Raw genomic sequence first — 20,531 nt, 5'->3', positions numbered from 1 at the left:
TATTGCGACAAAAGGCTCGCCATTGGCGGGCCTTTTGCTTTAGCGGATGCGGCGGGTCAGCTTGGCCGCTTGGCGGGCGCGTTTGGCCATTTCCTTGCCCGCGCCGGCCTGTGCATGATCTTCGGGCGTCATATCATCGGGGGACTTCCCCCGACGCGCCGCATAATCAACACCCCTGTTGACGGCGGTATTGACCAGCCGCCCCAAAAGTTTGTTCAAGATCATCTGAATGATGCGATCCATGGCTTAGTCCTCAAACAATTCGCTCTGCCCGGTGCTGGGCTGTTCTTCGTCTTCAGATGGGGTGGTCAGCCCACCCGGCAAGGGGCGGCTATCAAGAAGCCCGGCAGCGCGCAGTTCCTTCAGGCCCGGCAGATCGCGGGCGGATTCAAGCCCGAAATGGTCAAGAAAGTGATCCGTCACCACAAAGGTCACTGGACGCCCCGGAGTCATCCGCCGACGACCCAGCCTGATCCAATCCAGTTCCAACAACTGATCCACGGTGCCCCGACTGACCGCGACACCGCGAATTTCCTCAATCTCGGCTCGCGTCACCGGCTGATGATAGGCCACAATCGCCAGCGTCTCAATCGCCGCGCGCGACAGTTTGCGCTGCTCGGCGCTTTCCTTTTGCATCAAATGCCCAAGGTCGGCGGCGGTGCGGAAGGCATAAGCATCGCCAACCTTGACCATGTTCACCCCCCGCCCGTCATAGCGACGGCGCAGGGTCAGCAGAGCCTCGGCGGGATCGCAACCATGCGGCATCCGCTTGACCAACTCGGCCAGAGTCACGGGCTCGGCCGAGGCGAACAGGATGGCTTCGACCATGCGTTCCTGCTCGCCCATCGGCGGCGCTTCGAACAGGCTTTTTTCAATCGGATCGCTCATGGCGTTGTCCTGCGGATCATCAGGGGGGCGAACATCTCACCTTGTTTGATCTGCACCTGACCGCGCTTTGCCATTTCCAGAATGGCGGCAAAATGCGCGGCAGTGGCCGATCTGCGGCGGGCGGGGGAAACCTCCCAGCCTTCGGGCATGAAGCTGGTCAAATCCGACCATTCCCCCACATAACCCAGCAAGCCGCGCATCCGTTCCAACGCGTCTTCCATGGTATAGACATCTTGACGATCAAAGGCATAGGGGCGGAATTCATCACGGGTGCGGGTGCGGGCATAGGCACGCATCAGATCGAGCAGGGTCGCGGTATAGCTGACCGTGACCTTGCGGGTAACGTCCTCGGGCACACCGCGTGCAAAGAAATCGCGGCCCAGTTGATCACGACCCATCAGGCGGGCAGCGGCCTCGCGCATCGCCGACAGTCGCTCCAACTGGAACGCCAGATGCGCTGCCAAATCCTCTGCCGAAGGTCCAGCTTCTCCGGGTTCGGGCGGCAGCAACAGACGGGATTTCAGAAAGGCCAGCCAAGCCGCCATCACCAGATAATCTGCGGCAAGTTCAATCCGCAGGGCGGCTGCACGCGACACGAAGACCAGATATTGCTCGGCCAGTTGCAGCACCGAGATTTTGCGCAGATCGACCTTTTGCGTGCGCGACAGCATCAACAAAAGGTCCAATGGCCCCTCAAAACCATCGACATCAATGATCAGCGCTTCCGAGGCCAGCCTCTCGGCAGCCGGAATGCGCGTCGCCGCGCCCCAATCGTCGGTATCCGTTTCACCCATGCGCACCTTCGCCCAGCAGAGCCGAAAACTCAGCCTCCAGCGCGGCGATGTCAACGGATTTAGCCGGACGGCGTTGCGCAAGCGCGGCCGTCGCGCGGGCGCGGGAGGCCTCGGTCATCACGCCAGCAGCTTCGGCGACTTCCAGCATTTCGGCCATATCGCCCTTGCAATGCAGTGCTACATCGCAGCCCGCAGCCATCGAGCGCGCCGTCCGCTGCGCCAAACTGCCCGCCAGCGCCTGCATGTTCAGATCGTCGGTGATCAGCAGGCCCGCAAAGCCGATCTCATCCCGGATCGCCTTGATCATCGCGGGCGACTGCGTTGCGGGCAAATTATCATAGGCCGAGAAGATGATATGCGCCGTCATCGCCATCGGCAGATCGGCCAGCACGCGAAACGGGGCGAAGTCGGTGGCGGTCAGGGCCGCCCGATCCGTTGTGACAGTGGGCAGATCGTGATGGGTGTCGTTGACCGAGCGGCCATGGCCGGGCATGTGTTTGACCACAGGCAGCACACCCATTTCCAGATGCGCATCGGCGACGGCGCGGGCGATTTGGGTGACGGTTTCCACGTCTTGACCGTAGCAGCGATTACGCAGGAACGGGTGGGTATTGGGGCCGGCAATGTCAGCAACAGGGGCGCAGTTGGCGTCGATGCCAACGGCGCGGAGTTCAGCGGCGATCACCAGCGAGCGCAGCGCCATGGCTTTAGCGGCGTTGGCTCCGGCCTTTTCAACAGTATCCAGCGGGGCAGCCCATTCGCGCCAATAAGGCGGGCGCAGGCGTTGCACGCGGCCACCCTCTTGATCAACAAGGATCGGGGCATCGCGGCCAACAGAGTCGCGCAACTCGGCGGTCAGGCGGATAAGTTGTTCTGGAGTCTCAACATTCCGCGCGAAAACGATGAAACCCAAAGGATTATAGTCGCGGAAGAAATCCCGCTCGGCTGCGGTCAGGGACAGCCCGGCGCAGCCGAAGATTGCAGCCCCCGAGCCGATCATTTTTGCGCAACTGGGATGCAGGAGGCGTTTTGTGCCAGCATGGCCGCGCAGAATTGGCGTGCCACATCTTCGTCGGCGAAGCCATGCGCGCGCAGGCGGTAGAAGGTGCGCCCGCCACTTTGCGCCGATTGCACCACCATTGCTTTGCCCGGTAGCAGATCGGGGAAGTCGGCTTGCAGCTTGGCCCATTCGGCGCGCGCACTCGCCTCATCATCGAACGCCCCAAGTTGCACCAGCCGGGTGCCTGCAGGAATAGTGTTGGGGTCGATTTCGGCCGCGGCGGCGGTGGTTGCGACAGGTGCCCCGCTCGTTGTCTCCGGTGCAGCCTCGGCGGTAGCGGCAACAGGTTCAACGGCGGCAACGGTAGCGGCGCTGCGGCTGGCCGGACGCAGCTTCGGGCGTATTGATTTTACCGGATCAACGGCAGCAACTTCGACCTCACTCAGCCCACCCTCTGCGGTTTCGCCATCCGCCAAAGCGGCGGCGAGGGCTGCGGCGACGGCATCTTCCTGCGTCGCTGGCAAAGGTGCTGTCACCGCAAGACTGGTCGCATCCAGCGCATCGGCGCTGGCGGAAGCCTCGGGCGTGACGACCGGATCAATCTCAATCGGCGCTAGGCTCGCCGGAGCCTGCGGTGCCACCTCGACCACTTCGACACCATTTGCCAAAGGATCGACAGCGGGCAGTTGCGCCAACTCGGCGGTTCCAGCCTGATCTTCTGCCGTCAAAGCCACCTCTTTCGGTGCAAGGATCAGCTTGTCGGGCAAAGGCAAGGCGGTTCCGGCAGCAGCCACGGCATTTACAGACAGACCCTGATGCATCGCCACATCGCCACCGGGATTGTCTGGCGCGATCCGCAACGGGCCTTCCAGCGCGCGCACCACCGGGATGCCAGAGACATCGCGCACCGCCAGCTTGTAGCCCCAGATGCCCAGACCGATCACCAAGGCAATCGAGCACGCGGCCCCTGCCAAATTGATCATCGCGCGAGCGCGGCCCGTCGCATAGCCATGGGCTATCTCATGCTCGGCATAACCGCCGTCGAACTCATCGAAATCCACGTCCGCCATGTCTTGCCTCGCGTGCAAGGGCGATACATGCCACCCCTGCTTGTTATTTTGCCTATTCCGGCCGGGCACTTACCGCATTTCCTCAACCGAAGTAACACCAAGGATACCAAGGCCCGCCGAAATCACAACGCCCGTGGCACGCGCAAGGGCGATTTTCGCCGAAGATGTTGCCGCATTGCCGTCTTGGATGAAGCGCAAGCTGGTATCGTCGTTGCCTTTGTTCCACAGCGAATGAAATTCCGAGGCAAGTTCATAGAGGTAAAACGCGATCCGATGCGGCTCATTGCCCTTGGCGGCGATTTCCACCAAACGCGGCCATTCAGCAAGTTTTTTGGCCATTTCGATCTCGGCGGGATGGCCAAGGATCGCCAGATCGGCGTTTGCGAGGGCCGCATCGCTGCAATCAATCCCCGCCTCGCGCGATTTGCGCAGCACCGAGTTGATCCGGGCATTGGCGTATTGCACATAGAACACCGGATTGTCCTTGGATTGCTCCAGCACCTTGGCAAAGTCAAAATCCAAGGTCACATCGTTCTTGCGGGTCAGCATCATGAAACGCGTTACATCAGCGCCAGCCTGTTCGACCACATCGCGCAGGGTCACGAAGGTGCCGGCGCGTTTCGACATTTTGAACGGCTCGCCATTCTTGTACAGCTTCACCAGCTGCACCAGCTTGATATCCAACGGAACTTTGCCGTTCGACAGGGCAGAGACCGCCGCCTTCATGCGCTTGACATAGCCGCCGTGATCAGCCCCGAAAATGTCGATCAGCTCGTCAAAACCGCGCTGCACTTTGTTGTAGTGATAGGCGATATCGGGGGCGAAATAGGTCCATGTGCCATCCGATTTCATCACCGGGCGGTCAACATCATCGCCATGCGCGGTTGAGCGGAACAGGGTCTGGATACGGGGTTCCCAATCTTCAAGGGTCTTGCCCTTTGGCGGTTCCAGCGTGCCTTCATAGATCAGGCCCATATCGCGCAGGGCTTGTATGGCGGCCTCAATCTGGCCAGTGCCATAAAGCGCCTTTTCCGATGAATACACGTCCATCTTGACGCCCAAAGCCGCCAGATCGCCGCGAATTTCTTCCATCATCATCTCGGAGGCGATCTCACGTATGTCGGCCAGCCAAACCTCCTCGCCCTTGTCAAGCAGGCTGGTGCCAAATTTCGTCTTCAACGCCTCACCCACCGGGATCAGGTAATCGCCGGGATACAGCCCCTCGCGAATTTCCGGCTCCAGCCCATTGGCCTCGCGGTAGCGCTCGTAGGCCGAGCGCGCCAGCACATCGACCTGCGCGCCCGCATCGTTGATGTAGTATTCTCGGGTGACGTTCCAGCCCGAGAACGCCAGCAGCCGTGCCAGCGCGTCTCCGACCACAGCCCCGCGCACATGGCCGACATGCATCGGGCCGGTCGGGTTGGCCGAGACGAATTCGACGTTGACTTTCCGCCCTGCCCCGGCGCTGGATTTGCCAAACGCCAACCCTTCGATCAGCGCCGCTTTCACCACGCCCTGCCAGACATTTGCCGCCAGCCGCAGGTTCAAAAACCCCGGCCCCGCCACTTCGGCCCCGGTCACGCGCGGGTCCAGCATCAGCTTGGCAGCCAAAGCTTCGGCAATCGCGCGCGGCTGCATCGCTGCGGGTTTCGCCAGCACCATCGCCGCATTGGTCGCCATATCGCCATGCGCCGGATCGCGCGGCGGCTCAACGGCTACCTGCGCAGAGTCCAGACCATTGGGCAACACGCCCTCGGCGGCCAAAGCCGTCAGGCTGTCGGTCACCAAGCTGCGGATTTCGGCAAAGAGGTTCATTTGATCAATTCCTGTCTCGTTGGTGCGGGCATGCCAGAGCCTGCAAGACAGGTCAAGGACGGCCCCAGTTTTGGAGCCGTGAATAGAGCTAGTTTTGCTCGGAACGCCAATCATCCAAGGCCGGATTGGCGTCAGATGGGGCCGCCGAGGGGGTCAGCTCAGTGGGCAGCTTCACCGGACGATTGCGAAAGTAATGCGTCTCACGCGCGCCAAAGTAAAACGCCACCACTGCCCCCAGCAGCCACCAGAGCGGTTCCGGCACAGCATTCAACCCCACCATACGCAAAGCAAAATCTGGCGGATCAATCATCGCATAAACGAACAGACCAATGGTGCCAAAGGCCAGAAGTGGGCGTGGCAGGCGGTTCAAGCCATTGACAAACCGATCAAACCAGCTGGTCGAGGCATTGCTGAATTCGTCACCAAATTGCGCTAGTGCTGCGGCTTGTGCCTGTGCGGACAATTCCATCCGTTTGGTGGCCGAGGGCACGAACACCTCAGCCACGCCTTTTGCGGCATCGCCCAAAGCCGCCACCGCCCCCGGTGCGTTCAAAACAGTTCCGATCAAACCCATGCTGCCACCCGTGCTTGATGTTGCGCCTCTGTCAGTCGATATTTCGGCGCGATAAATTCTTCCGCCCGCGTGATCCAGCCGCCTTTGCCACCATCACGCCTGCGCGCATATTTACGGCTGGCAGGGCGGGCATCGGCGAGGCTGTAGTAGTAGTTGCGCCGCGAAATCCCATAAGCATCGGCGATATAGCTTGGGGCCGCCTCTGCCGCCATTTGAGCCGCGCGAATGGTCTGCGGGCCAATCTGTCCATCTGCATCACAGGGAAAACCCATGCTGGTCAGCAGGCGCTGCAACACCTTAACCGCATTGGCCCCGGCGTTGACATACATATCAAAAACCGACGCTTGCAAGCTTTCCGGCAAAGCCCCGATCCCGGTGCGGCGGTAGTAATGTTCGACATAGATATCCACCGCTTGGGTGGCGCTCAATGCCCGAACATCGGCCACGTCAATACGGGTATCACGCGTAATGTCGATACCCAGACGGCGCAGAGTGTTCAGCGTAACCCCGTGGTTGGTGGCACCGCCCGGATCATCCGGGTCGCTCACAAAACCACCCTCGCGGGCGACAATCTCAGCCGCCAAATCTTGCACAGATTTCATCGCATCTCCCCTTGGATTGCCGGGGGCTATGCTAGCGGGAAACGGTTAATCTGCTGCGAGGGAAGCGCGCGCTGGTTTTGCGGAATTACTTCTGCGGCACTACTTCTGCGGTGCTACGTAAACGCCCTGGGCTTTCAGCGCATCCACGACTTCTTTCGGCATGTAATTCTCGTCATGCTTGGCAAGGATCTCGCTGGCGACAAAGGTATCACCCTCCATCTCTCCGGTGCCAACCATGCCCGCACCCTCGGCGAACAGATCGGGTAAAACGCCGGTAAACTTCACAGGAATGGTCTTGTTGGTATCGGTCACGCTGAAGCTGATCGTCTCGCCCTGCCCGCGCACGAGCGTGCCTTTTTCGACCAGCCCACCGATGCGAAACACCTCCCCGGCGCGGGGTGGATCGGTCAAAACTTGGCTGGGCGACCGGAAAAAGTTAATCCCATCGCGCATCGCAAAGCCAATCAGCGCGGTTGAAGCCGCCAGCAGCACAAACGCGAACAGGATCAACTGCACACGGCGACGTTTTTTCAACCCCTTCAACCCAGCCATATCAGCTCCTTACGGGAACATCGGTGCTAACATAAGCCCCGCTGTTTCCTCAATTCCCAGCATCAAATTGGCGTTCTGGATGGCCTGCCCCGACGAGCCTTTCGTCAGGTTGTCCAACACAGCAACCACCACAGCGCGGCCCGCAATCCGATCCCCGATCACGCCGATATGGCAGTAGTTAGACCCTGCAATGTCGCGCGTCGAGGGGAGTGCGCCAAAGGGTAGCACTTGGAGAAATGGCTCGGACGCGTAGGCGTCAGTCAGCGTTTGGTGAATGGCGCGCGCATCGCCCTGCACATAGGTCGTCGCCAGAATCCCGCGATTCATCGGCAGCAGGTGCGGCGAAAACTGAATGTGGACGGGCCGTCCGGCGAGTTTAGAAAACTCTTGGTCAAACTCGCCCAAATGGCGATGCTTGCCGGCCATCGAATAGGTATGCGTGCCACCCGAAAGCTCGGCATGCAGTAGGTTTTCTTTCAGGCTACGCCCTGCCCCAGACACCCCTGCTTTCAAATCAATCAGGATGCTATCAAGATCAATCACGCCCGCCGAGATCAAGGGACGCAAGGCATACTGGCCAGTGGCCGCGTTACACCCCGTGCCTGCAACAAGCCGCCCCTTGCGGATGTCGTCACGGTAAAACTCGGTCAGCCCGTAGACGGCTTCTTTCTGCAACTGGGTGGCGGTGTGGGCTTGGCCATACCATTTCTCATATTCCGCCGGGTCGCGCAGCCGGAAATCAGCCGAAAGATCGACGATCTTCAAATCGCGCGGCAGAGCCGAGACGACAACCTGCGTGGTGGCATGGGGCAAAGCGCAAAAGCACAGATCGACGCCAGAAAAGTCAATCTCGTCGATCTTTTGCAGGCGCGGAAGGTCAAGATGACGTAGGAACGGGAAGACTTCAGCCATCGCCATCCCGGCCTTGCGGTCGGCGGAGAGGGCGACGATTTTCATCGAAGGATGCGTGGCAATCAGGCGAACCAGTTCCGCGCCTGTATAGCCCGAGGCCCCCAGAATGGCGATGCGATGTGTCATGCGAGCCTCCGTTTGTTGGCGCAGATGTGGCGTTTGGGGGGGGAGGATGCAAGTGAAATTATGGTGTCAGGCGCTCGCCTGCTTCCACACGGAATGGCAGGATATTTTCGCGTGGCGGCAGTGGGCAGATCGCGAAATCGGTGAAGCCGCAGGGTGGGGTGAAGGCGCGGTTGAAATCGAGGGTGATCTCGGTGTCAGAGGCGTCCTCGCCGATCAGGAAGCGCGAGGCGGGGTAGGACTCGATGCCGCTGGTCTGGTCGCGGATCACGAACATCGGCTTGCCGTCTTTCCAATGGGTCGCAAGCAGGGTGATCGTGTGGTCGTCGTGGGTGAAGTGGGCAGTGTGGGTGAGGTTGACGGTGGTGGGTGCGCCGCCTTTTTGGTCGATGGATTGCTGGATCGGAGTGGGCAGGGCTTGCCAGCGGGCGCGGAGGATCAGGGCTTCGTTGGTGGGGAAGTAGTGGAGGGTTGCTTGGCGCGGCAGGGTGAGGTCGCGGACACGGAGGGCGGGGGTTCCGTCTGCCGTGTGGAGTTCTAGCAGGAGGGTTTGGTGGCGGAGTTGGGGGTAGCCGGAGGGGGTGGGGAGGAACGGGATCGGGGCTTGGTTGGGGGGTGTCAGGGTTTCGGTGGTGGGGTCGATTGCGCCCAGATGGGCGGGGCCGGTGGAGAGCTGAATTTGGTTGTCGGGGGCGGTGCCTGCGGATTGTGGGCCGGGGTTTAGATCAACCCGGTCGGTGAGGTTGAGCCAGCCGTCCTCGGCTTGCAGGGCCTCCAGGCGGGCGGCGCGGTGTTGGGTTAGGGAGAGCATTTGAGGAACCTTTTGGGGTGGTCCCAACTCGGGACCTTTTTTTGTTTTTTAGTTTCAATGGGATGGGGTGGTGGATTTAAGGGTTTGTTAAGGTTTGAGGGGTGGTGGGGTGGGAAAAAGTCGTGGTGGGGTGGAACCCCACCCTACAGCCCCGCCGCCTTCCGCAGCGCCTCGTTCATGCGGCTTTGCCAGCCGGGGCCGCTGGATTTGAAGGCGTCCAGCACTTCGGGGTCGAGGCGCAGGGTGGTGGAGACTTTCGGGGCGGCGGATTTCGGGCGGCCACGCTGGACGCGGGCGGCGGCGAATTTGGCAGCCCAGTAGGGGGTGGTCAGGTCGGGAATATCGTCGTCAGGCTCGGATTCTGGGTCAATCACCAAAGCCTTGGTCGATGCTGAATTTGACAATTTCACGGTCATTTGCTTTCGTCATACTAATGATGCGCCTCACGCTGCCCCTTTGGTGTCCACGCTACGAACATCATTCGAGCATTCAGATATCAAACTGTGGTTCGCCGTAATCCATGCGGCCATCTTCAACGGTGACAATCTCAGTTTCAAAGATTGCGCTGACTTCGACCATGTCCAAACCCCGTTTGAGCAAGTTCGCGGCGCGTTTGATGGGGTCGTATTCGATCTGCATTTAATGTAACTACATTAATTAGAGAATGCAAGGGAGGCAGTGGGGCAGTAAAAGTTGAGTTTTCCGAGCGGGACTATGGGTTTTGTGACTGCGCATTTGATTTGGAAATGCGGTGGCGGGGTGAACCCCGCCCTACTCACGGGGGTGAAGCGGTGCGCGGGTTGTGGGTTCGGAACGCTCTGCGGGGAGTATTTGGGCCAATGTGAAAATGTTGGGGTTTGGGATCAGGGAAATGCGGCGAGCAGGCAATGCGGCGCTACGGGCGGTTGTGTGAGGCCCGAGCCTAGAGGGCCCAGGCTTTGTGGCGTGGTGGGTGAACCCGCGCGAAGCGGCGCGCAACCATCCACCCTATCTGTTACGCGGCTTCGAAGGTGACTTTTTTGCGTAGGAATTGCGTGGCTTTGTTGGAGACAGAGGCGGCATCGCCGGTGGTGATGAATTTTGAGACCGTGCCTTGGCCGAGCATTTCGGGGCGGCGGTGCAGGTAGTCGGCGAGCGATTCTGCGACGAGATTGGCTTGGGAGTAGACTTTCACCTCGGGCCCCAAGGCTTCGGCGAAGGTTTTTTCCATCAGCGGGTAGTGGGTGCAGCCAAGGACGGCGGCTTGCGGGTGGGGCATCCGGCGTTTGAGGGCCTCGACATGGCTGCGCACGAGGGCTTCGGCGAGGATTTCGTCGCCTTGCTCAATCGCATCGACGACGCCGCCGCAGGGTTGGGCTTCGACATCGACGCCGATGGCGCGGAAGGCGAGTTCACGCTGGAAGGCACGGGACGCTACTGTGGCCGGGGTGGCGAACAAGGCGACGTGTTTGACGCTGACTTCGCGCGGCGGGGAATTGTCGCCCCATTGGCGTTCGGTCAGTGCCTCGATCAGGGGGACAAACACGCCCAGGACGCGTTTGTCAGCGGGCAGCCAAGTCTCCTGCATCCGCTTTAGGGCAGCGGCGGAGGCGGTGTTGCAGGCGAGGATCACCAGATCGCAGCCTTCCGCCCACAGGCGTTCGACCGCCGCACAGGTCAGGTTGAAAATGTCGTCATGGGTGCGCACACCGTAGGGAGCGTGGGCGTTGTCGCCGAAATAGACGAACGGGGTGTCGGGCAGGCGCTTTTGCAATGCGTCCAGCACTGTCAGCCCGCCGATGCCGCTGTCGAATACGCCTACTGCCATCTTTGCCCCCTGCCCGCTTTCGCAGCTCTTTCACAGACTTTGGGGGCTGCGGTTTAGCGGGATTTGTATTTCGCCTCGAATTCGTAACCCAAAGCATAAGAGGGAAGTGGCGCGGGTGAAAGGGCGTAGGTGGCTTGGCGCAGGGTTTCCATCATCGCGGTGGGGTCGGATTTCAGCGATTGCAGGGTCGTGCTTGGGATCGGTTGGCCTACGACAAGGCGGACGGGGGTGTCGGTGCGGGATTTGAACTCTTTCAGCAGCAGAGCGACACGCAGGTTGGCGTGGACGCGCGAGGCGAGTTGGAACAGGCGGGAGTTGTGGCCCTCAAAGTAGATCGGCACCACGGTGGCGCCTGATTTGGCGACCATTTTGGCGGTGAAGTTGCGCCAAGACGGGTCCATCGGGCGGGAGAACGGTTTGAGGGATGTGGAGACGGTGCCGCCGGGGAAGATGCCGATGGCACCGCCTTCGCTTAGGTAGCTGAGGGCGGTGGCGCGGGTTTGCAGGTTGAGTTTGACGGCGGCTTTGGTGTCGTCGAAGGATATGGGGAGCAGGACTTTGTTCAGGGCTTCGGCGCGGCGGAACACGGCATTGGACAGGATGCGGAAATCGCCGCGGACAGCGTCCAGCAGGTGGCCCATCATCAAGCCGTCGAGGATGCCGTAAGGGTGGTTGGCGATCAGCACGAGGGGGCCTTCGCGGGGGATGTTGGCGATGGAGCCTGCGATGAGGTCGAGCGAGAGGCCATAGCGTTCGGGGATGACTTGCCAGAACGAGCGGCCTTGCGCGATGTCATGTTCGTAACCGGAGGCGCGGTCGATCAGCTGGCGTCTGCCGCTTACGTTTTCCAGCACGCGGATCAGCGCGCGTCCTGGCTTGGTGCGGGCGGAGGCGGCGTAGGAAATGTCGCGGCTGATGTTGGTTTGCAGCATGGGAACCTCGGGGGTTTGCGCGGGCAGCATGACGGGTTTGTTGCAGGGTAATGGCTCTGCGTGACGCTGAAATGACAGCGCGCGGGAGACAGGACTGCCAAATAGGGGGAAAATTTGCCGAAATACCCGGTTTACAGGGCGGAATTTGTGCATAGATAAGCAGGCTCATGGTATCATCCGTGAAATAATTTTGAGGCACCGATGGACTGGGACAAGCTGCGCATTTTTCACGCGGTTGCCGAAAAGGGCAGCCTGACCCATGCGGGGGAAGTGCTGCATCTGTCGCAATCCGCCGTCAGTCGGCAGGTCAGGGCGCTGGAGGAGAGCCTTTCGGTGACGTTGTTCCACCGTCATGCCCGCGGGTTGATCCTGACCGAACAAGGTGAGTTGCTGTATGATGCGACCCAAGCCATGGTCAAACGGCTGGACGCGACTGCGGCGCGAATCCGGGATTCTGAGGATGAGGTGTTTGGCGAGTTGCGGGTGACGACGACGACCGGGTTTGGGACGTTGTGGTTGGCACCTCGGTTGCCTGCTTTGTATAAGAAGTATCCGAGTTTGAAGATTGATCTGATGCTGGAGGAGCGCGTGCTCGATCTGCCGATGCGGGAGGCGGATGTGGCGATCCGGATGAAAGAGCCAAGTCAGGCCGATCTGATCCGCAAGCGGTTGATGAACATTCGGATGCGGCTTTATGCGACGCCGGAATATCTGGCCGAACACGGCACGCCGCTGACGATGGATGATTTCACCCAGCACCGCTTGATTTGTCAGCATGCGGGCACCGCACAAGTGGCGGCGGGGGCCAATCTGGTGGCTGATCTGATGAGCCATGACATTCCGTCCACCCTGACGGTGAACAACTATTTCGGGGTGTTGCAGGGGGTGTTGAATCATCTCGGCATCGGGGTGCTGCCGGATTATCTGACCGAAGATTTCCCGCATCTGGTGCGGGTGTTGCCGGAGACCGAAAGCACCGAAGTGCCGGTATTTCTGGCCTACCCGGAGGAATTGCGGCACTCCAAACGGGTCTCGGCGTTTCGGGATTTCGTCACCGAGGAGATTTTCGCGTTTCGCAAGCGGCAGCAGTTGTAGGGCAGCGGGCGGGATCAGGGGCCCGCGCTAGCGCACCATTTGTGCGAAAGTCGTTTCTGCACTGCACATACGGCAAGGCGGCTGCCCCACTGCCAAGCGCAGAACATCGCCGTCTGCCACCACTTTGACCGCCAGATCCAAGTCAATCTGATTGGCATCAATATAGGCAAGCAGGCCGATCCGGGTGCGCGCTGTGTCGATGCGGTGGGCCTCGACAGCAGGGAAATAAAGCGCGATGAGATTATTTGTAAAAGCTTCGGCGTCGGCCCCTCTCGTGCCTCGGATGGTCTCTGCCGCCCAACGCCCACTCAAGATTTCGGGCTGACCGGGATACCACAGCAGGGCGCGGCCGTTCTGATCAAAGAAGATCACGCCTGCGCCAAGTCTTTCCGAAATGAAGCGCGCCGTCTTGCCGGACAGGGTGTTTACTACCGTGTTCGGGGGGACTTGCGCACTTTCTTGCTGGGCAAGGGCCGACAAGGGCAGCGCTAAGAGCAGAGGGAGCAGGAAAAGCATTTTCAACGTGCGCAACGTCGTGGGATACATTTAGTTTCCAATCTACACTTAAGTGACGGCCCTCATGCGGGCCGACACCCTGGCCAGTTGGTACTGTGTTAACTGGCGCGCGCGGCAAAATTGTGTCGCAATATCCGGGGGGCGTCAAAGTCCGCCAATGAACCAGCAGGGCCATTGCAGCACCATAGCGACCTACCCCAAAAATAGCGCTGATCCGCTATTTGTTTTACCAAAAGGTCAAAGCCATGCGCGGGGCGCATGACGGCATTGCTGCGTTTGCAGCCTGTTCTTTATTGAGGCAGTTCAGCCATAGGTATAGACACCACTGTGAGGCAGCAGTCGAGTTCACTCTTGTTGCTTCATACCTCCCTGTTGGACTTGGCCGAGCGAAAGCTCGGCCTTTTTTTTAGGTTTCGGGGGTAATTTTGCTAACTGCCTGCGCATCAAGCAGATTTTTACGACGTTCGGCCAAAAATGCTGCGTCTGCGAGATTTTCTGCAAGTGCGATGGCGCGGGTATAGGCGGCGTGTGCGGCGGGATGATTCGCTGTTAGCGCCAACAGATGCGCAAGCGCGGCGTGGTAGGGTTGGTAGCTGGCAAGGGGTTCGGCGAGGGCTTCGAGCAGGCGCAGGGCCTGTGCCGCCTGCCCCGTTTCGGCCAAAGCCACGGCGTGATTGAGGGCGACAACCGGGGTGGGTTCGAGTTCTAACAGCCGGGCATAGAGCGCCTCGATCTGCGGCCAGTCTGGGCTGGAGGGCAGAATATGGGCAGCGGCGATGGCGGCTTTCAGCTGCATCGGGCCGGGGCGGCTTTGAGAGATGGCGGCGTTGAGCAGGGTGAGGGCTTCGGTGATCTCATTGGCGTTCCACAGGCTGCGGTCTTGGGCTTCGGGTGGGATGGTTTGACCGTTTGGGGCGCGGGCGGCGGCGCGGGCATGGGCGAACAGCATCAGCGCAAGGCAGGCTTGGGTTTCGGGATCATTGGGCAACAGGTCTTGCAGCAAGCGGGCAAGGAAGATCGCCTCTTGGCATAGGGTCGTGTTGGATTGCGTGTGGCCGGTGGTGAAGATCAGGTAGATCACCGTCAGCACCGAGCACAGGCGTTCGGGCCAATCGGCGGGGTCGGGCAGATCAAAGCGCAGATTGAGCGCCGCGATCCGCGCTTTGGCGCGGGAAATCCGCTGGCCCATGGTGGGTTCGGTATCAAGGAAGGCGGCGGCGATCTCGGCGGTGGTGAGGCTGCAGACGATGCGCAGGGTGAGGGCGCAACGGGATTTTTCTTCAAGGGCGGGATGGCAGCAGGTGAAGATCAGCCTGAGGCGTTCGTCGGGGATGCTGGCGGGATCATCGGCGGCCTCATCGCGGGCGAGTTGGCTGAGGGCTGCGGTTTGGCGGCTATCTCGGGCGGCCCCGCGCAGGCGATCAATGGCTTTGCGGAAGGCGGCGCGGATCAGCCAAGGCTCGGGGCGGTGCGGCGGCCCCGCCCTGCCCCAATGGATCAGCGCCGAGACGCAGGCGTCTTGCAGCGCATCCTCGGCGAGTTGGAAATCTTGCACGCGGGCGATCAGGGCGGCGAGGATGCGGCCACGGTCCCGCCGCAGGCAGTGCGCTAAGGCTGCGGCGGGGTCAGTCATGGTTGGGCCTCAGTATTCCATGACCGGGCGCAATTCGACGCTGCCCCAAGCGACCGAGGGCACCATGGCGGCATAGGCGATGGCGGCCTCTAGGGTCTCGGCCTTGAACAAATAGAAGCCGCCGAGGTGTTCTTTGGTTTCGGCAAACGGGCCGTCCATCGTTTCGACTTTACCACCGCGCAGCCGCACCGAGGTGGCGGTTTGCACGGGCTTCAGACCCTCCCCCGCGATGAAGGCACCATCGGATTTCAGCTTGGCGGTGAGGGCGAAATAGCCCTGCATGAAAGCGTCAAATTCCGGGGTTCCGTAGGGTGGTTCGCTGCCGGGAGTGGAGTAGATCAGGGCGATGAATTGCATTTCAGTCTCCTTGTTTGGGTTTCGATAGCACAAGGACGCTTGGCGCTGGTGGATTTCGACAGGGCTGGCAAAATAAGTGCGGCGGCGGCGAAAAAATTGCGGGAAATTTGCCCCGGGCCTTTCCCTGTTGGCCTGCTTGGCCTATGACGCCCGCAACTCTCATATTTCCGGGGAATGCCATGACCGAGCCTGCCATCACGCCTGATCTGATCGCAAAGCACGGGCTGAAGCCGGATGAATACCAGCGCCTGCTAGAGATCATCGGGCGCGCGCCCACGTTCACCGAGTTGGGGATTTTCTCGGCGATGTGGAATGAGCATTGTTCGTATAAGTCGTCAAAGAAGTGGCTGCGCACGCTGCCGACCACCGGGCCGCAGGTGATTTGTGGGCCGGGCGAGAATGCAGGCGTGGTCGATATTGGCGACGGGCAAGCGGTGATCTTCAAGATGGAGAGCCACAACCATCCGTCTTACATCGAGCCGCATCAGGGCGCTGCCACCGGCGTTGGCGGGATTTTGCGCGATGTGTTCACCATGGGGGCGCGGCCGATTGCGGCGATGAACTCACTGTCGTTCGGGGTGCCGTCGCATCCGAAAACTGCCTATCTGGTGAAGGGTGTGGTTGAGGGTGTGGGATCGTATGGCAATGCGTTTGGGGTGCCGACGGTCGCGGGCGAGGTGCGGTTTCATAAAAGCTATAACGGCAATTGTCTGGTGAATGCGTTTGCGGCGGGCCTCGCGGATGCGGATAAGATTTTCTACTCGGTGGCCTCGGGCGTCGGGATGCCGGTAGTTTATCTGGGCGCGAAGACCGGACGTGACGGGGTTGGCGGGGCGACGATGGCCTCGGCGGAGTTTGACGACACGATTGAGGATAAGCGCCCTACTGTGCAGGTTGGCGACCCCTTTACTGAGAAGCGGTTGTTGGAGGCGTGTCTGGAACTGATGGCCTCGGGCGCTGTAATTTCCATTCAGGATATGGGGGCGGCTGGGCTGACCTGTTCGGCGGTAGAGATGGGCGACAAGGGCGGTTTGGGGATCAAGCTGCAACTCGATGCGGTGCCGCAGCGCGAAACCCATATGACGGCCTATGAGATGATGCTGTCGGAGTCGCAGGAACGCATGTTGATGGTTCTGAAGCCGGAACTGGAAGACGTGGCGCGGGCGATCTTCGTGAAATGGGATCTGGATTTTGCCATTGTCGGCGAGACTATTGCTGAGGATCGCTTCCTGATCCTGCATGGCACTGAGGTGAAGGCGGATTTGCCGTTGTCGAAGCTGTCGTCTTCTGCGCCGGAATATGATCGGCCTTGGGTGGAAACGCCGAGCGCGGCACCTTTGGGCGAAGTGCCCAGCATTGGCGCGATTGCGGGGCTGCGGGCTTTGATCGGCTCGCCGAACTATGCGCAGAAGGCTTGGGTTTACGAGCAGTATGACAGCATGGTGGGGGCCGATACGGTGGTGGCTCCGGGAGCTGGCGCGGGTGTGGTGCGGGTGCATGGCACGGGTAAGGCGCTGGCGTTTACCTCGGATGTGACGCCGCGCTATGTCAAGGCGAACCCGTTTGAGGGTGGCAAGCAGGCGGTAGCGGAAGCCTATCGCAACCTGATCGCTGTGGGAGCCAAGCCACTGGCTACGACGGATAATCTGAACTTCGGCAACCCGGAAAAGCCCGAGATCATGGGGCAGTTGGTGGGGGCGATCAAGGGTATTGGGGCGGCTGTACTGGCGCTGGATATGCCAATCGTGTCGGGCAATGTTAGCCTTTATAATGAGACCGATGGCTCGGGGATTTTGCCGACGCCGACGATTGGCGCGGTGGGGATTTTGGCATCTTTGGATGATCTGATCGCGGGGCGTCCGGTGGCAGGCGACGTGGCGCTGGTGGTGGGCGAGACGTTTGGGCATCTGGGGCAGTCGGCGCTGTTGGCCGAGGCGTTTGGGATTGAGGCGGGGGATGCTCCGCGTGTTGATCTGGAGGCCGAGAAGGCCAGCGGCGATTTTATTTTGGCGCACCGCAAGGCCATTCGAGCCTGCACCGATTTGGCAGATGGTGGCCTTGGGTTGGCGGCGTTTGAGATGGCCGAGGGGGCGGACTTGGGTGTGACGCTGATCGCGGGCGATATTGCGACGCTGTTTGGCGAGGATCAGGCGCGGTATTTGGTGGCAGTGGATGAGGCCGGGGCGGCGAAGTTGGAGGCTGCGGCTTTGCTCGACGGCGTCGAGGTGATCCGGGTTGGCCGCTTTGGCGGTGATCTGGTGGACTTCGGCGGCGACAAGGCCAGCTTGGCGGAGTTGTCGAACCTGTATCGTCGGGCGTTTGAGAAGGCGGTCGGCTAAGGACGCGCGAGCCCCTTGCAGCGTCCCGGCAGCAGGCTTACATTTGCGGTGAAATGCCAAGGAGTGCGCAATGGCGATTGAAGCCCATGAGATTGAAGCCTTGATCCGCGCGGCCTTCCCGCAGGCTAAGATCACCGTGCAGGGCGACGATGGTGCGCATTTCTCGGCTGAGGTGATTGATGCCAGCTTCAAGGGCATGAACCGGGTGCAACAACAGCGCGCGGTCTACGCCAGTTTGAAGGGCAAGATGGACGGGCCAAGCGGCGCGTTGCACGCGCTGGCGCTGACGACGAAGGCGATGGAGTGATTTCATGCGCTGGTCGAAGGTTAAACAGCTTGCCGAAGGTAACTTTGCGCCCGAACTTGGTAGTCGCGTGAGGTTGAACCTAACCGTATTGCGGGCAACGCATGATGCAGAACAGCGCGGCACAATCACTGTCGACGGCGAGGTCTGGCTCAATGCTTGCTATTTCAATCATGTGATGGCGGGATGGGATCTGATGCGCGACAAACATCTTTCACAGGACGAAGCCGCGGCAGTGCTTGATAAGCAAGGCCTTGTCGCGGGTTGGCAGTTTCCCCGCGAAATTTTCGACTATCTGAATATATCTGTCGATGGTGCCTTGGCGACAGGCAGGACCGTCAAAACAATTCTCGCGGTATTGGACCGGCGCGTCGGAAAGCGTAGGTTTCGCGAAATTGCTGACAGATTCAAAAGTCATACCGTGATCGCCCGTTTCGTAAAACTAAGGCTGGAGGCGTCGGAGGGCAATCGCCTCGTCGCTGTTCCAAAGCCCCAAGCCAATGCATAGGACAAACTCAATGACCGCTCTAGAAACGATCAAAGACACCGTGACGAAGAACGATGTGGTGTTGTTTATGAAGGGCAACAAGTTGATGCCGCAGTGCGGGTTCTCGTCGAAGGTGGCGGGGATTTTGAATTATCTCGGTGTCGAATATGCCGATGTGAACGTGTTGGCGGATGCGGAAATCCGGCAGGGCATCAAGGAATTCTCGGATTGGCCAACGATTCCGCAGCTTTACGTCAAGGGCGAGTTTGTCGGCGGCTGCGATATTGCCATCGAGATGACGCTTTCGGGCGAGTTGGATGCGTTGCTTGAGGCCAATGGCGTGGCGTTTGACAAGGCGGCGGCGGAGAAAATTCGCGAAGCCAATGCCGGCTAAGGACTGCGCTGATTGATCTGGCGGAGCGGGGGCCAGCCCCCGCACCCCCGGGATATTTGAGCAGAGAGGATGACAATTTTAGGCAAATTGTCTGAAATTTGTTATTGCTCTTTGCACGCGGCGTGCAGCACGGACTCGGAGCCGCCTTTGGTGCCGTCTTTCCAATAGAGCGTGCCCTCGCGGCCCTTGGTCCACCAGACATAGTTGGAGCCATCCGACGGCCAGCCATAGCGCGCGCCAGAGGCGGCTTCTTCGGCCAGCAGAGTGACTGTTTCGCCTTTGACGGTGAGTTTGAGGTTGCCGTCTGTGCCATAGATCACAGCCAGTTTGGTGCCGTCCGCGCACAGGTATTGCGTGGCGTTCGGGTCAGCGGCGACAGGGTCAGCGCCATCGGGCGTGCAGGCGGCGAGCAGGGCCAGCAAAGCAAATCTGCGGATCATTGCAGACGATCTTCGATGGAAGCGGCCATGGCTTCAGCGCGGGCTGCGATCTCGGCCAAGGTTTCGCGCAGGCCGGGGCGAACCACGGCGACTTCGAGTTTTTCGCGTTCGGGCTGCGGACGGGACTCAATCTCGGCCAGTTTCAGTTTCAGCTGGCGGTTCTCATCCTCAATCGCAGCGGTTTTATCAGCCAACATCAGACCAGCCATCAGCAGCATCCGCGCTTCCGGCAGGCGGCCCATTTGGGCGACCAAAGGAGTGGCCTCGGTATTCAGCATGCCTGCCGCCCCGCGCAGGAAATGTTCCTCGCCGGGTTGGCAGGAGACGGTGAAGTTGCGGCCCCCGATGGTGATTTCGATATCAGGCATTGGCGGCGGCCTCCTCTATCAGCGGGTTCAGCGCTGCGATGATTTCCGAGAGCTCCTCGGCCTCAGACGCGCGGGCGGCGCGCAGGGCGTCAAGTTCGGCGAGCATGGCTTTGTTGATATGTTCAGGTTCAGTGACGCCCAACTCTGCCACATCGCGCAGGGCGGCGAGTTCTTCGTTCAGCGCAGCAGAGGTGGCGCGCAGGCGGGCGAGTTCATCGGACTGCGCGGCAAGCTGGGCGTTCAGCGTCGAGACTTCATCGGTGAGCGCGGATTTCGCGGCCTCATCCTTTTGATGCACCGCGCGCAGGCGTTCTTTCAACTGGGCGTTGAGCATGCGCTCTTCGTCGAGCTGTTCGTTCAGCGCGGCGAAATCGCTTTCGGGCAGCATGGCGGTGGGGGTGTCGGTGAGCATCGGCACCGCTGCGCTGAGGCTTTCCACTCCGCGCCCGATGCGCTCTAAGGCTGCGGTGATGCGCCGCTCTAGCTCTGCGATATCTTGCATGGGTCTGACGCCCTTTCTGTTTCTTCTGGGCCGGTTTTTCCGGGAGTGCCCTGCCCCGTCGCTGCGCGCGAATCGGCAGAGCCTTGCGTTATGGGCAATCTTAGCCGCTTGGCGCGGGGTCGTCTTGTCTTTTGCGTCCAAGGCCTTGCGGGGCGCGCTTGATCTTGCCGCACGGGCTGTTATGCAGCTTTCAGCCCACCCAATTTTATGAACAGG

At 60.5% G+C, this 20,531-nt stretch carries 26 protein-coding genes; 5 read left to right on the top strand and 21 right to left on the bottom strand.

The features are described 5' to 3' along the window. Window positions 1-39 precede the first annotated feature (39 nt). From ACP7AP_RS02355 to ACP7AP_RS02285, 15 genes are all read right to left on the bottom strand, one after another. Window positions 40-243: a hypothetical protein gene (locus ACP7AP_RS02355; RefSeq protein WP_426031845.1), complete on the bottom strand. Its 204-nt coding sequence runs from the start codon at window positions 241-243 to the stop codon at window positions 40-42. Window positions 244-246: 3 nt separating this feature from the next. Continuing rightward, entirely contained in the window at window positions 247-888 is a 642-nt protein-coding gene (gene scpB / locus ACP7AP_RS02350; protein WP_426031843.1) for an SMC-Scp complex subunit ScpB, read from the bottom strand. Next, the gene (locus tag ACP7AP_RS02345; RefSeq protein ID WP_426031841.1) at window positions 885-1,682 is read right to left on the bottom strand and encodes a segregation and condensation protein A; all 798 of its coding nucleotides are present in this window, start codon (window positions 1,680-1,682) and stop codon (window positions 885-887) included. The genes scpB and ACP7AP_RS02345 overlap by 4 nt, the downstream gene beginning before the upstream one ends. After that, the gene (gene nagZ, locus ACP7AP_RS02340) at window positions 1,675-2,682 is read right to left on the bottom strand and encodes a beta-N-acetylhexosaminidase (protein WP_426031839.1); all 1,008 of its coding nucleotides are present in this window, start codon (window positions 2,680-2,682) and stop codon (window positions 1,675-1,677) included. Before nagZ ends, ACP7AP_RS02345 begins: the two co-directional genes overlap by 8 nt. Beyond that, on the bottom strand, window positions 2,679-3,752 hold the full coding sequence (locus ACP7AP_RS02335) for an SPOR domain-containing protein (RefSeq protein WP_426031837.1): 1,074 nt from the start codon (window positions 3,750-3,752) through the stop codon (window positions 2,679-2,681). Before ACP7AP_RS02335 ends, nagZ begins: the two co-directional genes overlap by 4 nt. Before the next feature lie 69 nt (window positions 3,753-3,821). Next, a complete protein-coding gene (argS, locus tag ACP7AP_RS02330) occupies window positions 3,822-5,567 on the bottom strand; it encodes an arginine--tRNA ligase (protein ID WP_426031835.1) in 1,746 nt (581 codons plus the stop codon). Between the two features lie 88 nt (window positions 5,568-5,655). After that, complete coding sequence (locus ACP7AP_RS02325) at window positions 5,656-6,141, bottom strand: holin family protein (RefSeq protein ID WP_426031833.1); 486 nt, start codon at window positions 6,139-6,141, stop codon at window positions 5,656-5,658. Next, window positions 6,132-6,743, bottom strand: coding sequence for a holin-associated N-acetylmuramidase (locus ACP7AP_RS02320; protein ID WP_426031831.1), 612 nt, complete (start codon window positions 6,741-6,743; stop codon window positions 6,132-6,134). Before ACP7AP_RS02320 ends, ACP7AP_RS02325 begins: the two co-directional genes overlap by 10 nt. 99 nt (window positions 6,744-6,842) lie before the next feature. Continuing rightward, on the bottom strand, window positions 6,843-7,286 hold the full coding sequence (gene ccmE / locus ACP7AP_RS02315; RefSeq protein WP_426032115.1) for a cytochrome c maturation protein CcmE: 444 nt from the start codon (window positions 7,284-7,286) through the stop codon (window positions 6,843-6,845). Between the two features lie 18 nt (window positions 7,287-7,304). Then, window positions 7,305-8,333 carry an N-acetyl-gamma-glutamyl-phosphate reductase gene (gene argC / locus ACP7AP_RS02310; RefSeq protein WP_426031829.1) on the bottom strand — a complete coding sequence of 343 codons (1,029 nt, stop codon included), beginning with the start codon at window positions 8,331-8,333 and terminating at the stop codon, window positions 7,305-7,307. Window positions 8,334-8,391: 58 nt separating this feature from the next. Next, window positions 8,392-9,141, bottom strand: coding sequence for a DUF1684 domain-containing protein (locus ACP7AP_RS02305; RefSeq protein WP_426031827.1), 750 nt, complete (start codon window positions 9,139-9,141; stop codon window positions 8,392-8,394). Window positions 9,142-9,284: 143 nt separating this feature from the next. Continuing rightward, on the bottom strand, window positions 9,285-9,557 hold the full coding sequence (locus tag ACP7AP_RS02300; RefSeq protein ID WP_426031825.1) for a BrnA antitoxin family protein: 273 nt from the start codon (window positions 9,555-9,557) through the stop codon (window positions 9,285-9,287). Window positions 9,558-9,630: 73 nt separating this feature from the next. Further along, complete coding sequence (locus tag ACP7AP_RS02295) at window positions 9,631-9,780, bottom strand: hypothetical protein (RefSeq protein WP_426031823.1); 150 nt, start codon at window positions 9,778-9,780, stop codon at window positions 9,631-9,633. A gap of 355 nt (window positions 9,781-10,135) precedes the next feature. Then, window positions 10,136-10,948 carry a glutamate racemase gene (locus tag ACP7AP_RS02290; protein WP_426031821.1) on the bottom strand — a complete coding sequence of 271 codons (813 nt, stop codon included), beginning with the start codon at window positions 10,946-10,948 and terminating at the stop codon, window positions 10,136-10,138. A gap of 53 nt (window positions 10,949-11,001) precedes the next feature. Continuing rightward, the gene (locus ACP7AP_RS02285; RefSeq protein ID WP_426031819.1) at window positions 11,002-11,880 is read right to left on the bottom strand and encodes a lysophospholipid acyltransferase family protein; all 879 of its coding nucleotides are present in this window, start codon (window positions 11,878-11,880) and stop codon (window positions 11,002-11,004) included. A 201-nt stretch (window positions 11,881-12,081) separates the two neighbouring features. Between ACP7AP_RS02285 and ACP7AP_RS02280 the strand changes: the two genes are divergently transcribed. Then, window positions 12,082-12,975 carry a LysR family transcriptional regulator gene (locus tag ACP7AP_RS02280; protein WP_426031817.1) on the top strand — a complete coding sequence of 298 codons (894 nt, stop codon included), beginning with the start codon at window positions 12,082-12,084 and terminating at the stop codon, window positions 12,973-12,975. Window positions 12,976-13,002: 27 nt separating this feature from the next. On the opposite strand, the gene ACP7AP_RS02275 is transcribed toward ACP7AP_RS02280, so the two are convergent. From ACP7AP_RS02275 to ACP7AP_RS02265, 3 genes are all read right to left on the bottom strand, one after another. Next, window positions 13,003-13,521 carry a hypothetical protein gene (locus ACP7AP_RS02275; RefSeq protein WP_426031815.1) on the bottom strand — a complete coding sequence of 173 codons (519 nt, stop codon included), beginning with the start codon at window positions 13,519-13,521 and terminating at the stop codon, window positions 13,003-13,005. Between the two features lie 376 nt (window positions 13,522-13,897). Beyond that, complete coding sequence (locus ACP7AP_RS02270) at window positions 13,898-15,124, bottom strand: RNA polymerase sigma factor (RefSeq protein WP_426031813.1); 1,227 nt, start codon at window positions 15,122-15,124, stop codon at window positions 13,898-13,900. 9 nt (window positions 15,125-15,133) lie between these two features. Further along, window positions 15,134-15,481, bottom strand: coding sequence for a YciI family protein (locus ACP7AP_RS02265; RefSeq protein ID WP_426031811.1), 348 nt, complete (start codon window positions 15,479-15,481; stop codon window positions 15,134-15,136). A 179-nt stretch (window positions 15,482-15,660) separates the two neighbouring features. Here ACP7AP_RS02265 and purL point away from each other — a divergent pair, with 179 nt between their 5' ends. The 4 genes from purL to grxD all read left to right on the top strand — a co-directional run bounded on the left by purL (window position 15,661) and on the right by grxD (window position 19,005). Continuing rightward, window positions 15,661-17,820, top strand: a complete 2,160-nt coding sequence (gene purL, locus ACP7AP_RS02260) for a phosphoribosylformylglycinamidine synthase subunit PurL (protein WP_426031809.1) — start codon at window positions 15,661-15,663, stop codon at window positions 17,818-17,820. A 70-nt stretch (window positions 17,821-17,890) separates the two neighbouring features. Beyond that, window positions 17,891-18,127, top strand: a complete 237-nt coding sequence (locus ACP7AP_RS02255; protein WP_426031807.1) for a BolA/IbaG family iron-sulfur metabolism protein — start codon at window positions 17,891-17,893, stop codon at window positions 18,125-18,127. A gap of 4 nt (window positions 18,128-18,131) precedes the next feature. Next, window positions 18,132-18,632, top strand: coding sequence for an SF0329 family protein (locus tag ACP7AP_RS02250; RefSeq protein ID WP_426031805.1), 501 nt, complete (start codon window positions 18,132-18,134; stop codon window positions 18,630-18,632). A 10-nt stretch (window positions 18,633-18,642) separates the two neighbouring features. Beyond that, the gene (gene grxD / locus ACP7AP_RS02245; RefSeq protein ID WP_322323593.1) at window positions 18,643-19,005 is read left to right on the top strand and encodes a Grx4 family monothiol glutaredoxin; all 363 of its coding nucleotides are present in this window, start codon (window positions 18,643-18,645) and stop codon (window positions 19,003-19,005) included. 101 nt (window positions 19,006-19,106) lie between these two features. On the opposite strand, the gene ACP7AP_RS02240 is transcribed toward grxD, so the two are convergent. The 3 genes from ACP7AP_RS02240 to ACP7AP_RS02230 are packed head-to-tail and all read right to left on the bottom strand — an operon-like array spanning window position 19,107 to window position 20,315. Then, window positions 19,107-19,445 carry an MliC family protein gene (locus tag ACP7AP_RS02240; RefSeq protein ID WP_426031802.1) on the bottom strand — a complete coding sequence of 113 codons (339 nt, stop codon included), beginning with the start codon at window positions 19,443-19,445 and terminating at the stop codon, window positions 19,107-19,109. After that, on the bottom strand, window positions 19,442-19,813 hold the full coding sequence (locus ACP7AP_RS02235) for a cell division protein ZapA (RefSeq protein WP_426031800.1): 372 nt from the start codon (window positions 19,811-19,813) through the stop codon (window positions 19,442-19,444). The genes ACP7AP_RS02240 and ACP7AP_RS02235 overlap by 4 nt, the downstream gene beginning before the upstream one ends. Beyond that, window positions 19,806-20,315, bottom strand: a complete 510-nt coding sequence (locus tag ACP7AP_RS02230; protein WP_426031798.1) for a hypothetical protein — start codon at window positions 20,313-20,315, stop codon at window positions 19,806-19,808. Before ACP7AP_RS02230 ends, ACP7AP_RS02235 begins: the two co-directional genes overlap by 8 nt. Between the last annotated feature and the right edge of the window lie 216 nt (window positions 20,316-20,531).

Origin of the sequence: Cypionkella sp. TWP1-2-1b2 (genome assembly GCF_049896245.1) — a bacterium.
GTDB lineage: Bacteria > Pseudomonadota > Alphaproteobacteria > Rhodobacterales > Rhodobacteraceae > Cypionkella.
The sequence above is the reverse complement of the archived record's forward strand: the minus strand, read 5'-3'. Positions and strand labels throughout refer to the sequence as shown.

Coding starts and splice junctions, on each gene's coding strand:
- ACP7AP_RS02355 (WP_426031845.1), bottom strand. CDS start 243: ATGGATCGCATCATTCAGATGATCTTGAACAAACTTTTGGGGCGGCTG.
- scpB (WP_426031843.1), bottom strand. CDS start 888: ATGAGCGATCCGATTGAAAAAAGCCTGTTCGAAGCGCCGCCGATGGGC.
- ACP7AP_RS02345 (WP_426031841.1), bottom strand. CDS start 1,682: ATGGGTGAAACGGATACCGACGATTGGGGCGCGGCGACGCGCATTCCG.
- nagZ (WP_426031839.1), bottom strand. CDS start 2,682: ATGATCGGCTCGGGGGCTGCAATCTTCGGCTGCGCCGGGCTGTCCCTG.
- ACP7AP_RS02335 (WP_426031837.1), bottom strand. CDS start 3,752: ATGGCGGACGTGGATTTCGATGAGTTCGACGGCGGTTATGCCGAGCAT.
- argS (WP_426031835.1), bottom strand. CDS start 5,567: ATGAACCTCTTTGCCGAAATCCGCAGCTTGGTGACCGACAGCCTGACG.
- ACP7AP_RS02325 (WP_426031833.1), bottom strand. CDS start 6,141: ATGGGTTTGATCGGAACTGTTTTGAACGCACCGGGGGCGGTGGCGGCT.
- ACP7AP_RS02320 (WP_426031831.1), bottom strand. CDS start 6,743: ATGAAATCTGTGCAAGATTTGGCGGCTGAGATTGTCGCCCGCGAGGGT.
- argC (WP_426031829.1), bottom strand. CDS start 8,333: ATGACACATCGCATCGCCATTCTGGGGGCCTCGGGCTATACAGGCGCG.
- ACP7AP_RS02305 (WP_426031827.1), bottom strand. CDS start 9,141: ATGCTCTCCCTAACCCAACACCGCGCCGCCCGCCTGGAGGCCCTGCAA.
- ACP7AP_RS02300 (WP_426031825.1), bottom strand. CDS start 9,557: ATGACCGTGAAATTGTCAAATTCAGCATCGACCAAGGCTTTGGTGATT.
- ACP7AP_RS02295 (WP_426031823.1), bottom strand. CDS start 9,780: ATGCAGATCGAATACGACCCCATCAAACGCGCCGCGAACTTGCTCAAA.
- ACP7AP_RS02290 (WP_426031821.1), bottom strand. CDS start 10,948: ATGGCAGTAGGCGTATTCGACAGCGGCATCGGCGGGCTGACAGTGCTG.
- ACP7AP_RS02285 (WP_426031819.1), bottom strand. CDS start 11,880: ATGCTGCAAACCAACATCAGCCGCGACATTTCCTACGCCGCCTCCGCC.
- ACP7AP_RS02280 (WP_426031817.1), top strand. CDS start 12,082: ATGGACTGGGACAAGCTGCGCATTTTTCACGCGGTTGCCGAAAAGGGC.
- ACP7AP_RS02275 (WP_426031815.1), bottom strand. CDS start 13,521: ATGTATCCCACGACGTTGCGCACGTTGAAAATGCTTTTCCTGCTCCCT.
- ACP7AP_RS02270 (WP_426031813.1), bottom strand. CDS start 15,124: ATGACTGACCCCGCCGCAGCCTTAGCGCACTGCCTGCGGCGGGACCGT.
- ACP7AP_RS02265 (WP_426031811.1), bottom strand. CDS start 15,481: ATGCAATTCATCGCCCTGATCTACTCCACTCCCGGCAGCGAACCACCC.
- purL (WP_426031809.1), top strand. CDS start 15,661: ATGACCGAGCCTGCCATCACGCCTGATCTGATCGCAAAGCACGGGCTG.
- ACP7AP_RS02255 (WP_426031807.1), top strand. CDS start 17,891: ATGGCGATTGAAGCCCATGAGATTGAAGCCTTGATCCGCGCGGCCTTC.
- ACP7AP_RS02250 (WP_426031805.1), top strand. CDS start 18,132: ATGCGCTGGTCGAAGGTTAAACAGCTTGCCGAAGGTAACTTTGCGCCC.
- grxD (WP_322323593.1), top strand. CDS start 18,643: ATGACCGCTCTAGAAACGATCAAAGACACCGTGACGAAGAACGATGTG.
- ACP7AP_RS02240 (WP_426031802.1), bottom strand. CDS start 19,445: ATGATCCGCAGATTTGCTTTGCTGGCCCTGCTCGCCGCCTGCACGCCC.
- ACP7AP_RS02235 (WP_426031800.1), bottom strand. CDS start 19,813: ATGCCTGATATCGAAATCACCATCGGGGGCCGCAACTTCACCGTCTCC.
- ACP7AP_RS02230 (WP_426031798.1), bottom strand. CDS start 20,315: ATGCAAGATATCGCAGAGCTAGAGCGGCGCATCACCGCAGCCTTAGAG.